The sequence below is a fragment of the Maritalea sp. genome, assembly GCF_051251695.1.
In the GTDB taxonomy this organism is placed as follows: Bacteria; Pseudomonadota; Alphaproteobacteria; order Rhizobiales; family Devosiaceae; genus Maritalea.
Map to the genome: position 1 here is coordinate 26,876 of NZ_JBPOEU010000027.1, position 14,431 is coordinate 41,306.

General features: G+C 51.3%; 15 protein-coding genes. 7 read left to right on the plus strand and 8 right to left on the minus strand.

What is annotated here, in order from left to right; all coding sequences use genetic code 11:
- Positions 1-58: 58 nt before the first annotated feature.
- A complete protein-coding gene (locus ACSHWX_RS14715; RefSeq protein ID WP_435668987.1) occupies positions 59-811 on the minus strand; it encodes a 16S rRNA (uracil(1498)-N(3))-methyltransferase in 753 nt (250 codons plus the stop codon).
- A 71-nt stretch (positions 812-882) separates the two neighbouring features.
- Between ACSHWX_RS14715 and ubiA the strand changes: the two genes are divergently transcribed.
- On the plus strand, positions 883-1,812 hold the full coding sequence (ubiA, locus tag ACSHWX_RS14720) for a 4-hydroxybenzoate octaprenyltransferase (protein ID WP_435668988.1): 930 nt from the start codon (positions 883-885) through the stop codon (positions 1,810-1,812).
- A 42-nt stretch (positions 1,813-1,854) separates the two neighbouring features.
- On the opposite strand, the gene ACSHWX_RS14725 is transcribed toward ubiA, so the two are convergent.
- Complete coding sequence (locus ACSHWX_RS14725) at positions 1,855-2,364, minus strand: DUF6101 family protein (RefSeq protein ID WP_435668989.1); 510 nt, start codon at positions 2,362-2,364, stop codon at positions 1,855-1,857.
- Between the two features lie 241 nt (positions 2,365-2,605).
- Here ACSHWX_RS14725 and ACSHWX_RS14730 point away from each other — a divergent pair, with 241 nt between their 5' ends.
- Genes ACSHWX_RS14730 through ACSHWX_RS14740 form a run of 3 tightly spaced genes read left to right on the plus strand, consistent with a single transcriptional unit; the run spans position 2,606 to position 4,401 of the window.
- On the plus strand, positions 2,606-3,424 hold the full coding sequence (locus tag ACSHWX_RS14730) for a 3'(2'),5'-bisphosphate nucleotidase CysQ (RefSeq protein ID WP_435668990.1): 819 nt from the start codon (positions 2,606-2,608) through the stop codon (positions 3,422-3,424).
- Positions 3,425-3,447: 23 nt separating this feature from the next.
- Positions 3,448-3,678 carry a DUF4170 domain-containing protein gene (locus ACSHWX_RS14735; RefSeq protein ID WP_435668991.1) on the plus strand — a complete coding sequence of 77 codons (231 nt, stop codon included), beginning with the start codon at positions 3,448-3,450 and terminating at the stop codon, positions 3,676-3,678.
- 6 nt (positions 3,679-3,684) lie between these two features.
- Positions 3,685-4,401, plus strand: coding sequence for a lysophospholipid acyltransferase family protein (locus tag ACSHWX_RS14740; protein ID WP_435668992.1), 717 nt, complete (start codon positions 3,685-3,687; stop codon positions 4,399-4,401).
- Positions 4,402-4,632: 231 nt separating this feature from the next.
- Here the strand turns inward: ACSHWX_RS14740 and ACSHWX_RS14745 are convergent, their stop codons facing one another.
- From ACSHWX_RS14745 to xseA, 3 genes are read right to left on the minus strand one after another with little or no spacing between them, the layout of a single operon-like run.
- Positions 4,633-5,757, minus strand: coding sequence for a hypothetical protein (locus ACSHWX_RS14745; protein WP_435668993.1), 1,125 nt, complete (start codon positions 5,755-5,757; stop codon positions 4,633-4,635).
- A 17-nt stretch (positions 5,758-5,774) separates the two neighbouring features.
- Positions 5,775-5,987 carry a DUF2093 domain-containing protein gene (locus tag ACSHWX_RS14750; protein WP_435668994.1) on the minus strand — a complete coding sequence of 71 codons (213 nt, stop codon included), beginning with the start codon at positions 5,985-5,987 and terminating at the stop codon, positions 5,775-5,777.
- 46 nt (positions 5,988-6,033) lie between these two features.
- A complete protein-coding gene (gene xseA, locus ACSHWX_RS14755) occupies positions 6,034-7,542 on the minus strand; it encodes an exodeoxyribonuclease VII large subunit (RefSeq protein ID WP_435668995.1) in 1,509 nt (502 codons plus the stop codon).
- A gap of 107 nt (positions 7,543-7,649) precedes the next feature.
- On the opposite strand from xseA, the gene purD reads away from it, so the two are divergent.
- Positions 7,650-8,918 carry a phosphoribosylamine--glycine ligase gene (purD, locus tag ACSHWX_RS14760; RefSeq protein ID WP_435668996.1) on the plus strand — a complete coding sequence of 423 codons (1,269 nt, stop codon included), beginning with the start codon at positions 7,650-7,652 and terminating at the stop codon, positions 8,916-8,918.
- A gap of 451 nt (positions 8,919-9,369) precedes the next feature.
- Here the strand turns inward: purD and ACSHWX_RS14765 are convergent, their stop codons facing one another.
- Both ACSHWX_RS14765 and ACSHWX_RS14770 read right to left on the minus strand, forming a co-directional pair.
- Positions 9,370-9,774, minus strand: coding sequence for a cytidine deaminase (locus ACSHWX_RS14765; RefSeq protein ID WP_435668997.1), 405 nt, complete (start codon positions 9,772-9,774; stop codon positions 9,370-9,372).
- 63 nt (positions 9,775-9,837) lie between these two features.
- Positions 9,838-10,734, minus strand: coding sequence for an aminoglycoside phosphotransferase family protein (locus tag ACSHWX_RS14770; protein ID WP_435668998.1), 897 nt, complete (start codon positions 10,732-10,734; stop codon positions 9,838-9,840).
- 151 nt (positions 10,735-10,885) lie between these two features.
- On the opposite strand from ACSHWX_RS14770, the gene ACSHWX_RS14775 reads away from it, so the two are divergent.
- Positions 10,886-11,758 carry a patatin-like phospholipase family protein gene (locus tag ACSHWX_RS14775; protein WP_435668999.1) on the plus strand — a complete coding sequence of 291 codons (873 nt, stop codon included), beginning with the start codon at positions 10,886-10,888 and terminating at the stop codon, positions 11,756-11,758.
- Here the strand turns inward: ACSHWX_RS14775 and ACSHWX_RS14780 are convergent.
- A complete protein-coding gene (locus tag ACSHWX_RS14780; protein ID WP_435669000.1) occupies positions 11,721-12,188 on the minus strand; it encodes a nucleoside deaminase in 468 nt (155 codons plus the stop codon). The genes ACSHWX_RS14775 and ACSHWX_RS14780 overlap by 38 nt on opposite strands.
- A gap of 100 nt (positions 12,189-12,288) precedes the next feature.
- Here ACSHWX_RS14780 and mutL point away from each other — a divergent pair, with 100 nt between their 5' ends.
- Complete coding sequence (gene mutL, locus ACSHWX_RS14785) at positions 12,289-14,148, plus strand: DNA mismatch repair endonuclease MutL (protein WP_435669001.1); 1,860 nt, start codon at positions 12,289-12,291, stop codon at positions 14,146-14,148.
- The last annotated feature ends 283 nt before the right edge of the window (positions 14,149-14,431 follow it).

A 14,431-nucleotide genomic window follows, 5' to 3' on the forward strand; every position in this document is an offset into this window, starting at 1 on the left:
GAATTTTGCATCAAATTTGCACTCGACAATAGCGTTCAAAAAATTTGTTTCAATCCTTTTATCGTAAATCACCGATATTTGACTGAATGATGGTCAATGCAACAATAGCAGCTGTGTCCGCGCGCAAAATTCGAGGGCCCAAACTTATCGGGACACAAAATGGTTTTGACAGCAATAGTTCACGCTCTGCATCCGAGAACCCGCCTTCAGGCCCGATAAGCACGGCGACGGGTGTATTTTTTAACGGCAGAAGGTATTTCGCCGCACTATCTGAACGCGCGGCTTCGTCCGCAAATACCAGTTTGCGGTTTGGATGCAGGTCATTCCATTGGCCGAGCAATTGCTCGAAGGTCAACGCGTCATGGACTGTTGGAACGTTTAAAATTTCGCATTGCTCTGCGGCTTCGGTCACGTTCGCCCGCATTTTATCCAGCTTTAAACGACCAATGATTTGAGTATGTTGGGTTAGAACAGGCTGCAAATGCCCAACGCCCATTTCGGTGGCTTTTTGCATCATGTAGTCGAGGCGCCCGGTTTTAAGCGGCGCAAAAATATACCATAAGTCAGAAGGCGGCGTTTGTTCTGCAACCTGATCGCGCACCGCCAAAATCGCGCCTTTGCGGTGCGGGTCTGCAATTTCGGCTAAAAACGCGCCGTCGCGACCGTTGAAAAGGACCAGCTGATCCCCCTGCTTTTTGCGCATCACATTGATCAAATAATTGGTTTGCGGCTTGTCGAGCTTAATCTGTTCATTTGCAACGAGATCAGTTTCAACAAATAGGCGACTTAGGTTTTTGTGATGGCGTGGCATGGTTCATTACTTGCTTGCAAATTGATAAACACCTAATAGCGTGTCTAAATGCTGATACAGAAATTGAGCCCATGAGTGAACCAAAAACTGAACGTGTAGCTGACGCCAGCGCCCAAAACTGGGTGGACCTTTATGCACCAGCAATTGCCCGCCCCTATTTGCGCCTTGCGCGGGTTGATCGACCCATTGGCATTTGGTTGTTGTTTTGGCCTTGCGCGTTTTCGTTAGGTTTAGCTGCAGTTGCTCAGCCCCAAACTGGGTATTCGTTTTACTATTTGTTCCTGTTTTTTGTTGGTGCGGCGGCCATGCGCGGCGCTGGATGCACGCTAAACGACATTGTCGATCGCGATATTGACGACAAAGTTGAACGCACACGATCGCGGCCCATCCCTTCGGGTCAGGTCAGCGTTAAAAAAGCGGTCGTCTTCTTGGTCATTCAATGCCTAGTTGGCTTGGTCGTCCTGCTGCAATTCAATGATTTTACGAAATTGTTGGGCGTTTCATCGCTGATTTTGGTGGTGATTTATCCGTTTATGAAGCGGATCACATATTGGCCGCAGCTATTTTTGGGTTTCGCGTTCAATTGGGGGGCATTAATGGGATGGGCTGCCATGTTCGGCACCCTGCATTACCCAGCATATTGGCTATATGCGGGCAGTATTTTATGGACCATTGGCTATGACACAATTTATGCGCTGCAAGATCGGGAAGATGATGCGCTGATTGGCGTGAAATCAACAGCACGTCTGTTCGGCAATTATGCACGCGAAATTATTGCGGCATTTTATGTTGGAGCGTTGATTTTATGGTGGTTCGCCGTGGATGGCGCTGGCGTCGGCAACGTTTTTCTTTATGCCGCGTGGGTTGTACCTGCACTTCTGGTTTGGCAGATCGTAACGCTGAAACCGAACGAGGGCATAAACTGCCTCGTTCGGTTTAAAGCAAATCGGTGGGTCGGGCTGGCACTAGCGCTTAGTTTATTCATCGAATATCGATTTTGAGTTTGGAGACTTCAAAATCACAACCCAAAGTGCTTTTTATGCCTAGCCAGAGACCAATCCAAGCTTGCGCTTGTTGAGGAAACGGGGGCGACGGTTTGCTTCTGTCGCCAATTTGCGACGGCTTGTTTCGTTGCCAAGCAATACACCGCCAACTTGCTGTGTATAGGACACCAATTCGCCGTTACCTGCGCGAATGAACAAAGGCAATGAGAGCTTTTTGCCCCAGTTTTGCCACTCAGCAACCACAGCCCGGTTACCTTCTTCTTCAAACACTTTATAATTCAAACCGCTATCGGGATGAACCAATTCAATTGAGCTGGTCAACGTTCCCTCATCTGAAATTGATGTTGCGACAGCAACGCCAACATATTCAGTCACCGGAACTTTAACTTTGATCGGGACGCCACTTTTAGAAAGGGTTTTTCGAACTGTTACCGTTTTCACATCTTCTTTTGGCGTGTTGTCATTTGCGGGCGAAAGAGAGGGCACATTTTGACCGTCTTTCGCAAATAGGATCACGTTGGATCCTTTGATTGTTGTGCCTTGCAGCATGTTGGTGCCTTCCTGTTAACACGAGAGCTTGTTTTTTATTTCGCTTCTCTTTGTTGAGGCCCAATCTACATCAGAGGTTTTCCCATCCACTTAAAAAAGTCGGTTAAATTTTCGTTGTTTCAAAGAGGGTTAGCAGGTTATGACCGGGTGTAAGAGCCGATTAACTCAAAAGGCATGGTTGCGTCCTATATAAAGGTCACATATCAGTCTGCCGGGCGGTTTCGCCATCTAGGAGCAATGAATGAGGCGACCAAGTGTCTTGGAAATCGAGGAAGATTTGGAACTGATCCGCAGCGCAGCGGTAAGTGCTGGCATCATTGCGACCGGATTTTTTCGTCAAGATGTAAAAACTTGGACCAAAGAGAACTCATCTCCAGTGTCAGAAGCTGACTATGCGGTGGACCGTTATTTAAAAGCCACCCTGCTCGCGGAACGCCCCGATTACGGATGGCTGAGCGAAGAAACCGCTGATGATTTAGACCGGCTCACTAAAGAGCGAACTTTTGTTGTTGACCCGATTGATGGCACACGCGGCTACTTACATGGCGATGATAGCTGGACCATTTGCATTGCCATCGTTGAAAATGGACGCTCCATTGCCGGTGTTGTTTACGCCCCAATTCGAGATGAGTTTTATGAAGCCGTTCTTGGTGGCGGTGCATATCTAAATGGCCAGCCATTGCAACGCCACATCCGCGCTGACAATGAAAGCCCTATAATGCCAGCACCAGACGCGGTGCATCGCGAGCTTGATGCGCGCGGCATATCATATGTGCGCGGTCCTGCGGTGCGCTCTTTGGCGCTCAAGTTGGTTCAAGTGGCAACCGGCGCTTTAGATATCGCTATTTCGCGTCGCGGCGCACAAGATTGGGATATTGCAGCCGCGAACCTGATCCTGAGCGAATGCGGAATTGTGCTGGAAGATGTGTGTTGCGGCGCGCCAATATTTAACAAGCAAGAAATTCGCCATGGCGCTATTGCCGCGATGGCAGAGGACAGTTTAAAAGACGATATCCATGAGGTGCTGCGCAACATATATGGCTGCCCAGCAACTCAATAGCTTTTAAGTAATGTGGGGACTTTATGAGCGAAGAAAACAAACAGCTGCTTCACCTGGTGATCGGTGGCGAATTAGAAAACATCAATGATATGACCTTCCGCGATTTGGATGAAGTCGATATTGTTGGCGTCTATCCAAACTATGAAGCGGCATGTGCTGTTTGGAAACAAAAAGCACAAATGACTGTCGACAATGCGCATATGCGCTATTTCGTTGTGCATTTGCACCGTCTACTTGATCCGGGTGCAAAGTAAGCATTTATGTCTGACGATATTGGCCAACCCGAAAAAACGGGCTTCTTTGATAGTCCAGCTTTCCGGCGCTTTTTGGGTTGGCATGTTCTTGGCGGCTATTTGCGGTTTACGTCCGCGACGTCAAAATTCGTTTACGACCCGCCAAATGCGCACGATATCGCTGCTGACCTGATGCCAGCGATATTTTGCTGTTGGCACGGCCAAGGCATGTTGGGCATGAAATTGGTGCCTGTTGCCAAGCAACTTTCAATTCTTACCTCCCGTCACCCAGATGGCCAAATCGTTGCTGCTGCGGCCCAAAGCTTTGGCTGCTCCAGCATTGATGGTTCTGGCGCTAGCTTTAAGCAGGACGAAGGCACTGGCGGCATGGCCGCCATGCGCGAAATGCTGCGTGAAATGAAACGCGGTCAGTCGATTGGTATCACAGCGGATGTTCCCCCTGTACCCGGTAGAAATGTCAGCGACGGTATCGCACTGCTCGCTCGTTTTTCCGGCCGGCCCATTATTCCTTATGCCGTTTCCAGTTCGCGTCGCACTGTTTTGGAAAATGTTTGGGACAAAATGCAGATCAATCATCCGTTCTCGCGTATGACGGCCTGTATTGATGAGCCCATCTATGTGCCTAGAACGGCTAAGGACTTAGCGCCCTATTCCAAAGAGCTCGCGATGAAGTTAGATCGCACAACCGCGCGCGCGTTGGAGCTTGCGGATAAGAAGAGCTAAACACCTCTACCCTCGTCATTCATTGGATTTATTGTTCCCTTGCGAACAAATTGCTTGTAGGTCGTTTGGTCCCGGATCAAGTCCGGGACAGCCAGGTGTGTTTGCCAATTCAATGGCCAAAAAGCAGGGGCACCCCCGGACTTGTTCCGGGGTCAGTTCTAGTCATCCGAAAAACACCACCTCGTCCAGAGTTTATCGGATCGAGAGGGTGAAATAAATGAAACCGACGTTCTAACCGTTCACAATTATCCGAACAGCCGCGTCTAATGCGCCAGGTGGGCCAACGCGCTCTATGCCGACTTTGCCACGTTGTTTTGTCGTTTTTGGATCGCTCAGGAACATTTCCATTTTACGCGCCAACATGCCAACATCTTGCTCAGTGCTTATCCGACTATCCCCCAACAGTCTTTCATTGCGTTGGACGCGCGATTTTCGCGAATCGTCCGCCACGATGGCAATGACTGGTGTGCCTAGTCCGGCACTTTGAAAAATCGCAGTGCCTTGCTGACCTACAACAAACAGAGAACCTTTCGCCAAGGTGCCAATGCCCTTGTCAAAAAAGTGGACTTTTGTGCCATCTGCGGTGGCAGCAATAGCTAAATGCGCGTTGCCAAGCAGCTCACCGTCAACGCGTTTCAGGTTTGCGCGCTTTAGTAAGCGATCCAGCTCAACACTCGGTGCCACCGGCACAAACAATGTGAGGGGGTATTTTGACGAAAGGCGGCTTATCGCATCCATCTGCATTTGAAACAGTTTGCCAGCCCCCTCGCGACTGCCAGGGAGCAGCGTGACTGCCGTTTTATCTTGAACCAAAGATGACACGTCAAAATCTAATGTTGGCACTGTGTCCATCATTAAATTGCCGGCAAAGCCCGCATCCACGTCGATCGCACGTAAAGCTCCGGCCAAGATATCATCGCGGCAAAGCACTTTTTTCACTGTGCGTTTCAGTATCTGTTTTTCAATGGTTGAATAATGACGCGCAAAGCCCGAATTATAGACATCAATGTGCAAATCAACCTTTTGACCGCCAGCAAACGCCAATAACGGGCCAATCATGTCGCCGACGGTGACGATTTTGTCCCAACGCCCGCGTTGGTCCCGCATGAATTTAACGTGTTTGACTGCTGTTACCGCAAGGCCGCTTTGAAAATCTTTCAGCAATGAGCCAATTTTGCGGTGGCCTTCGCTGGCCAATTTTCCGCGCGGACCAACAACGTCACAAATGCCAGCATAAGATTTACCGGGCCCAACGGTGGGCAATGCCTCAACCTTGACGGTTTTGACAAGCTCTTTGGCCAGCACAGCCGCCATGGCGTCTTCGCCATATCCATTGGAAATTAGAAGGACACGCATTGGTCACCAATTCGGCGTTACTTGCCGCCCGCATTTGCTTTCATCGATGCGGTGGCATCAACGTAAGGCTCCTGCTTATCGACGCTCCAATAAGTGAGATCTTCTAGGGAAATTTTTCGCCCTGTTATCGCGCAGGTCACAAAATGACCGGGCTGTATAACGGCGAAATCTGCATCCAAATAGCGCAATTTTGCTTCACGCTGACCAAATCCGGGTTCAAAGATATTCATGATGTCCTCTTATCTCCTCAACATATAGGAAAGGCAAACGCAAAAATCAAAATAAGCTTTCTTGCGCATCGTCTTTTTTTGCCAATTTCGGCTTAACCTGCTTCTTATGTTTGGTCGTGTTGGGTTTCGCAGCGGGTGGCGCGTCCGAAATAGTTGCGCCGACGTCGCCATCGTTAAAGCGCAGGGTTACACCGTCGCCTTTTTCCAATGCCGTTGCAGATCGAGAAACTTGGCCTTCGCTGTCCAAAACCATTGCATAACCTCGGCTCAACACGCCTTTATAACTGAGGCTATTCAGCAATTTAGTTTGGGTTTGCAAAACCGCTTCGCGCTTGTCCAACAAGCGTTGGAATGCTGGGGTCATCGATTTCGCCAATGGCTCCAGCCGCAAACGGGCGCGGCTCGTGGGTTGTTTTAGCCCCTGATCCAAACGAGCGCTCAGGGTATTCAGGCGGTCATGCAAGTTTTTGTGTTTTTGCTCAATCGCATTTGCAGAAACGCGTGGGGCCAAAACACCCAATTTCGAGCGCTTTTGTTGCACAAACTGAACCAGCGCGTTGCCCAAACGCAATGTCGCCATGTCTTGGCGTTGCCGCGCTGTCGCGGTCAATTCCTGTGCCTTGGGCATTGCAGCGGCAACGGCACGCATCCGGTCTTTGAAATTTGAGAGCGTACGCAATTGCGCGTTGCGCGTGCGTGATCCCAAATCTTCGACATAGTTGACCAATTCAGCTTTTACCGGCACAGCCATTTCAGCGGCCCCGGTTGGCGTTGGTGCGCGTTTATCAGACGCATAGTCAATCAGGGTAATATCTGTTTCGTGGCCCACAGCCGAAATCAGAGGGATTTGCGAGTTGGCCGCGGCCCGTACGACGATTTCATCGTTAAAGCCCCAAAGGTCTTCAATCGAGCCGCCACCCCGTGCCACGATTAAAAGATCCGGTCGCTTAATCGGCCCATCCGGCGTCATCGCGTTGAACCCATCAATTGCATTCGCCACTTCCGCGCCACAGGTATCGCCCTGCACGCGGACGGGCCAAACAATGACGTGGGTGGGAAAGCGGTCATCCAACCTGTGCAAGATATCGCGGATGACTGCCCCGGTGGGCGAAGTAATCACCCCGATGGTTTGCGGCAAATAGGGCAGTTCTTTTTTGCGCTCTGCATCAAACAGGCCCTCGGCGGCCAATTGTTTGCGGCGCTGCTCCAACAATGCCATCAGCGCACCAGCACCCGCCGGTTCAATATGTTGGATTACGATTTGATATTTTGAAGAACCGGGGAAAGTCGTTAGCTTTCCCGTTGCAATCACTTCCATACCTTCTTCGGGTTTGATCGCCAGTTTGGAAAATACGCCACGCCAAATCACCGCATCGATTTTGGCCTTATCGTCCTTAAGACCAAAATAGGCATGCCCCGACGCGTGCGGGCCACGATATCCGCCAATTTCACCGCGAACACGGACGTGACCATATTTGTCCTCAACCGTTTTCTTGAGCGATTGGGAAATTTCGGTGACGGTAAATTCGTGTGCGTTGCTCTTCAATTCATCCATAGATCAACAGGTGCAACGGATATTTCATCGCGTCAAGGGTGACGTTTCTCAATCAACATGATATGGCAGCGCCAACGGTCAATTCACTAGATATCTGGACAATATTCATGAACATTTTATTGATTGGTTCTGGCGGTCGCGAACATGCATTGGCATGGGCAATTTCCAAATCTAAACACACCGATTCTCTTTTCATCGCCCCCGGCAATGCTGGCATGCAAGAGTGTGGAAAAATTGTTTCGTTGGACATTGAAGACCATGCGGCAATTGCCGAATTTTGCGCCGAGGAAAATGTGCAATTCGTGGTGATCGGACCAGAGCAACCTTTGGTTGACGGCCTCTCAGATGTTTTGCGCGAATGCGGGTTGAAAGTCTTTGGCCCCTCACAAGCCGCCGCGCAACTTGAAGGGTCAAAATATTTCACGCACCAATTGTGTGACGAAATGAATGTTCCAGCCGCAAAATACGCCAAATTTGATGCGCTGGCACCTGCACTTGAATATTTGAACACACAAGAAGCGCCAATTGTCATCAAGGCTGATGGATTGGCCGCTGGTAAAGGCGTAACCGTTGCCGAAACAATGGAACAGGCCGATGCCGCCGTTCGCGATTGCTTTGATGGGGCGTTTGGTGAGGCTGGCGCATCAGTTGTGATCGAAGAATGTATGATTGGCGAGGAAGCCAGTCTGTTCGCCCTTAGTGATGGCAAGAACGTTGTGCTGTTGCCTTCCGCGCAAGATCACAAACGCGCCTTTGATGGCGACACGGGCCCCAATACAGGCGGCATGGGTGCATATTCCCCTGCCCCTGTGATGACAAATGAAATGATTGAGCGTGCCCGCAAAGAAATCATCGAACCAAGCATTAAAGGCCTAGCTGACAGAGGCACGCCTTTTACCGGGGTTCTATTTGCCGGCTTGATGATCACCGCCGAGGGGCCAAAGCTCATCGAATATAATGTGCGCTTTGGTGACCCTGAATGTCAGGTGTTAATGTTGCGGCTCCAATCAGACATTGTTGAACTTTTGAGCGCCTGCGCAGACGGCACCTTGGGTGAAGAACAACCAGAATTCGACGATGGTGTTGCCCTCACAGTTGTGATGGCAGCCAATGGCTATCCCGGTGCATACGAAAAGGGCACCCAGATCAAAGGCCTGAACACAATCGACGATGGAAACGTCAAAGTGTTCCACGCGGGCACTAAACTTGAGGGCGACAAACTAGTTGCCGTTGGTGGACGCGTTCTAAACGTCACCGCCAAAGGCGCCACCGTTCAAGAAGCCCGCGACCGCGCTTATGCCGCGATTGATAAGATCGATTGGCCAGAAGGCTTTTGCCGTAAAGACATCGCTTGGCGGGCAATTGAGCGGGGTTAGAACGCCCTTCGATCAGGCAAGCGAGCAGCATTCAGCACCCTCGTCCATTGGTACATCAAACCTATCCTGACCAAGTGGTTTTAGGTCCCGGCTCGAAGGCCGGGACGGCCAAAGCTTTTTGCAAGCTGGTTGCCATGCGCTCGCTGGCATTCCCGGACTTGATCCGGGGTCTCGTTGCGTTTGTCACTGTCCTGGTCCTTTTAGGTGAGCAACCTTTCTCGCCAGGCTTTTTGCTGGGCAACCTATCACACCAAGAAGCCCACAAAACCTCATCCTGAGCTTGTCGAAGGATGGAGTGCAGTTACGTTGCTCGCCCTTCGACAAGCTCAGGGTGAGGCAAAGGGTTTTGTTGCTAGATGTTGCGTTTCCGACAGTCGAAGGGGCTAGCACTGTCACGACAACGCCATATGCAAGTTTACTGATTAGTTCTTAGAAAACCGCTTGTTCGCTGTTAATATGCGTCCGACCAGTGGTGCTGCTGCAATTCACCTAATGATTTGAAGATAAGCTCGTTGCTGGGGTTCGTTACCGCAACGAGTACACTTGTTCCCCAAAACCTCAAACGTTCTTGGCACACGCCACACGGGGATAATATTTTAAATGGAGATTTTTCATTTTCTCTGAAAATACACAAGCTATGGGTTACAGGTACATTTTGCTTGTGCGCCTCTAGAAAACTGCCAAGCTCCATGCAGGACGACAACACATCCAATTCCGTGTCGGGGGCCACACTCGTCACAATCTCGCCTGTTGCTAGACGCACTGCAGCTGCACCACCCCACCCTTTCGGATAGCGTTGCTCAACGAGATTCAATGCGGCAGAATATATATCTTCTTCAAGACTCTTTTTTTTCATATTCTCATCCCAACCTTTTTACCGCGTGACGCTAGATAGCAAGCAGCGCGAAAAAAATCAGCCCTACTCCCCCAATATCTCAACAATCGCCCGTCTCGACATTCGTGTAAGTTGGATTTTATCTGACCCGCGATAATATTGATAAGCATTGAGGGCCACTAAAAGCGCCCAGCCGCGCCCTCTTGACCATTCGGCCTCATCGACCTGCATTGCAGTTTTGAATTGCTGGCGCCCATCAGCATTAAACAACCACCACGCTGGCAGCAGATCGACCGAAGGGTCACCGACGCCGGCAAGGCCAAAGTCTATAATGCCAGATAGGTTGCCAGCCTCATCAACCAGAAGGTTGCCTGCATGTAAATCACCGTGCAGCCAAGTTGGTTGGCCATTAAAAACTGGTGCATCTAGGGCGTCTCGCCAAATGTGCCGTAGATCTGCGCTGTCAAATTCATCCGAGACAATATTTATCGCGTTTTGGGCAACGTGATCTAGTTCGGCAAGCGGTATGCCCCGGTCGTGATTTTGCTTGCCGCTCATATATTTTTCGTCTGGTGCGATAAGGCGCAATCGATGGATCATTTTTGCCAAATCAACTGCAATCACCGTCAAATCTTCAACTTTGATTGAACTACAATCTTTGCCTTCAATCCAATTGTAAACTGCCCAGCTCGCGTTAAATGCGTCACTCGGTTTGCCGACAGCAACGACGCTTGGCACGTTGCACCCCAAACCGCCAAATTTGGGCAAAATGTCGATTTCTTTCTCAATCGCTTGGGCGCAGGAAGGCGAAAGAGGGAACCGCAGAATTTTGTCCGCCCCCAATCGAAACAGCTTATTATCCGTGCCACCAGTTTCGAGATGCGTCACGGGCAAATCCAACCATTCGGGAAACTGTGCTGCAATCAGCTGTTGCGCCATACGGACATCAATTTGAAATTTCACGGGATTTTGTTCAGCCATGACGATTTATTTACTCAGGAGGGATTGTTTTTTGCTAGCGATCTACCCACTCTTATCATTAGTGTTGTTTCATCGGGGCAACAGTCCATAAAATTGTTAACCAGCAAATGGTATGCTGGTTATAGTTGAGTAGTAGTATTGGGTGACGATTATGACGACCGATTATGGTCCTCGCATTGGCGTCGCTTTAGGTGGTGGCGCAGCACGCGGTTTATCCCACATCTCGGTAATTGAGGCGATGGATGAACTGGGTTTACAGCCAAGTCTGATCGCAGGCACATCTATTGGCGCGTATATTGGCGCAGGCTGGGCTTCTGGCATGACGGGCCGCGAAATTCGCGAACATGCTTTTGATGTATTGGGCTCCATGCGGGCTTTGAGTTCTAGGCTTTGGAAAACCCAAGTCTATGACATTCGTGAGATGTTTCAGAACGGCATCTCCATGCAGTTTGACGCGTTGCGGGTGCTGGCTTCGTTTTCTCCACAACCCTTTCCACGTCGGTTCCGTGAGTTAAGAATTCCGCTAAAAGTTGTGGCGACGGATTACCGCTCTTGGCATCCCGCTGTTTTTCATACCGGGCGTTTGGACCAAGCCTTGGCTGGCTCCATTGCCATTCCAAGTCTGTTCAAACCTGTGGTTCATGAAGGCCGCATGCTCGTGGACGGTGGCGTTGTTAATCCGCTGCCGCTTGATTGTGCGAGCCAGGGCATGGATGTGGTTATTGGGGTCGATGTAAATGGCGACCCGATGCTAACCGACCCCAGATATACGCCGTCCACCATTGATATTGGCATGGGCGCGGCGCAAATTATGATGCACGCGATCACCGCGCAAATGATTGGCGCTTATCCGCCAGACATTTACGTGAAGCCGAATGTAGGCTCGATTGGTGCTTATGAGTTTTGGCGGGTACGTGAAGTGCTTGAAGCAGGCGATGCGATTAAAGATCGTTTCAAGTACCAACTAGAAGCAAAAGTTGAAGCGTTTATCGCCGGGCAGCAAAGAACTCTCGAAGCAGTTTAGCGCTTTGGGTTTCATTAAGGCCCGAAATTATTTCGGGCGCATGATGGCATGTATCAGACGCAAAAAACCGTACGCCATTTTCCACGGCCCCACCCTTGGGGTCATCCGCACCGTAATAAACGCGGCGTAGTTTTGCGTGGGCAATCGCCCCGGCGCACATGGTGCATGGCTCTAGCGTAACGTAGAGATCACATTCGGCTAAACGCCCGGTTCCAACAATTTCCAGCGCCTGTTTTATCGCTAACATTTCTGCATGCGCGGTGGGGTCGGCTAACGCTTTCATTTGATTAGCAACCTTGGCGATGACCTCACCATTGTGAACTATAACAGCCCCAACCGGCACTTCGCCATTGTTGGCGGCATCTTGCGCTAATTCCAGCGCGATTTGCATCGGGGTCTGATTTGGTTTTTGGTCAGCGTTTACAGTCATCGAGCCACTTTGGTTGTGTACAAGAGCATTGCCATAAGATTGGGACGGATGCAAAGCATCAAAATCAGCGTTAGGCTGTTCCCAATAGGAGAATCAGTACATGCGCATTCGGCAATTGCCCGACGATCTGGTGAACAAAATTGCGGCCGGCGAAGTCATTGAGCGCCCGGCGAGCATCGTCAAAGAATTGGTTGAAAACGCCCTAGATGCGGGCGCAACCCGAATTGGCGTGACCACCAGCGCTGGCGGCAAATCCCTTATCCGCATTGAAGATAATGGCCACGGTATGGACGAAGCGGATCTGCGCCTTAGCATTGAGCGACACGCCACCTCAAAACTGCAAGATGATGAGCTGGACGATATTCGCACATTGGGCTTTCGTGGTGAGGCGCTGGCCTCCATTAGCGCTGTATCCGAGTTGAGCATTGCGACGCGTTCAAAAGAAGCGGAACTTGGGCTCAAGCTAAGTTTTGACGGCCCGAGAATTGTGATCTCCCCCAGCCCAATGCCCCATGGCACGGTTGTTGAAGTTAAATCTCTGTTTAAAAATGTCCCTGCCCGTCTCAAGTTTTTAAAGACAGATCGGGGCGAAACAAATGCCATAACCGATGTGATGCGGCGTTTGGCGATGTCAAAACCACACGTGCAGTTCGTGCTGCAAGGCTCTGATCGGCAAACCACAAACTGGCCCGCACAATCTGGCGATAGCGCTGCGAAAAACCGCCTTGGCCAGATCATGGGCAATGATTTTGCGCAAAACGCGGTGCCGATTGATTATCAACGTGGTCCGGTAAATGTTTCGGGCATGGCCGCGCTGCCGACCTATACGAAAGCCAATTCACTTTCTCAGTTTTACTTCGTCAATGGTCGCCCTGTGCGGGACAAAGTATTGCTCGGTGGCGTGCGCGGCGCTTACTCTGATTTTTTGCACCGGGATCGGTTTCCTGTCGTTGCGATTTTCATCGACATGCCTTCCGCTGATTTGGACGTGAACGTGCATCCAGCAAAGTCCGAAGTGCGATTTCGCGATCCCGGGTTTGTGCGAGCTGCGGTTATTCGCGCTTTGATGAATGCGTTGGACGCAGCAGGGTTCCGTGCCTCGAAAACGGTATCGGACGCCACACTAGCGGCGTTTCAGCCCGGTGTTGCTGGTCAGGCACCGGCACAAGGTCCAGCGCCGTATGGCATGGCTGAAAACGGCCAACCCTCGATTGATCCGCAAGTCGAACGCACCATGCAATATCAAGGCGATTACGGCTATCGCCCTTCCTCTATGTCACCCCAAATGCCACGCATGGATGGGCTAAACGTCCCAAGCGCGCGTATGGAAGATTTGGCGAACGCCGACTTTGCCGCGCAAGAAGATATGGCCGTCGGCGAACATCCGCTTGGCGTTGCCCGCGCTCAATTGTTTGAGAATTACATCGTCGCCCAATCTGATGACAGTTTGATTGTTGTCGATCAACACGCCGCCCACGAGCGGCTGGTCTACGAGCGGTTCAAAGCCGAGTTAAACGACGGCCCCGTCCCCGCGCAAAAACATCTGATCCCAGTGGTCATTGATCTACCCGAAGAAGACTGCACCCGGCTGGAAGACGCAGCAGAAGCACTTTCGCAGGTGGGACTAGGGCTTGAACGGTTTGGCCCCGCCGCCATCGCGATTTACGAAACCCCAGCCCTGTTGGGCAATTCTGACGTACACAAATTGGTCCATGATGTGGCAGACCAACTGGCTGAGTGGGATAATATTTCCGTCGTCATGGAGCGCCTAGAAGAAATCGCCGCCCGTATGGCATGCCACGGTTCGGTCCGTTCCGGTCGTCGCCTCAGGGCTGAGGAAATGAACAAACTGCTGCGCGAAATGGAAGCCACCCCTCATTCGGGCCAATGTATCCACGGTCGTCCGACATATGTGGAGTTGAGCAAGGTGGATATTGAGAAGCTGTTTGGGCGGCGGTAGGCTAGCTTTTCCGCGCCGCCGTTGGTCGCTGCGCTCGCGGTTTTTCATCGCCGCCGTCGGCCCTACAGGCCTTCCCCGGCACCCCCGCGGGTTTTCATCGCCGCCGTCAGCCCTACGGACCTTCCCCGGCACCCCCGCGGTTTTTCATCGCCGCCATCGGCCCTACGGGCCTTCCCCGGCACCCCCGCGGTTTTTCATCGCCGCCATCGGCCCTACGGGCCTTCCCCGGCACCCCCGCGGTTTTCATCGCCGCCGTCGGCCCTACGGGCCTTCCCCGGCACCC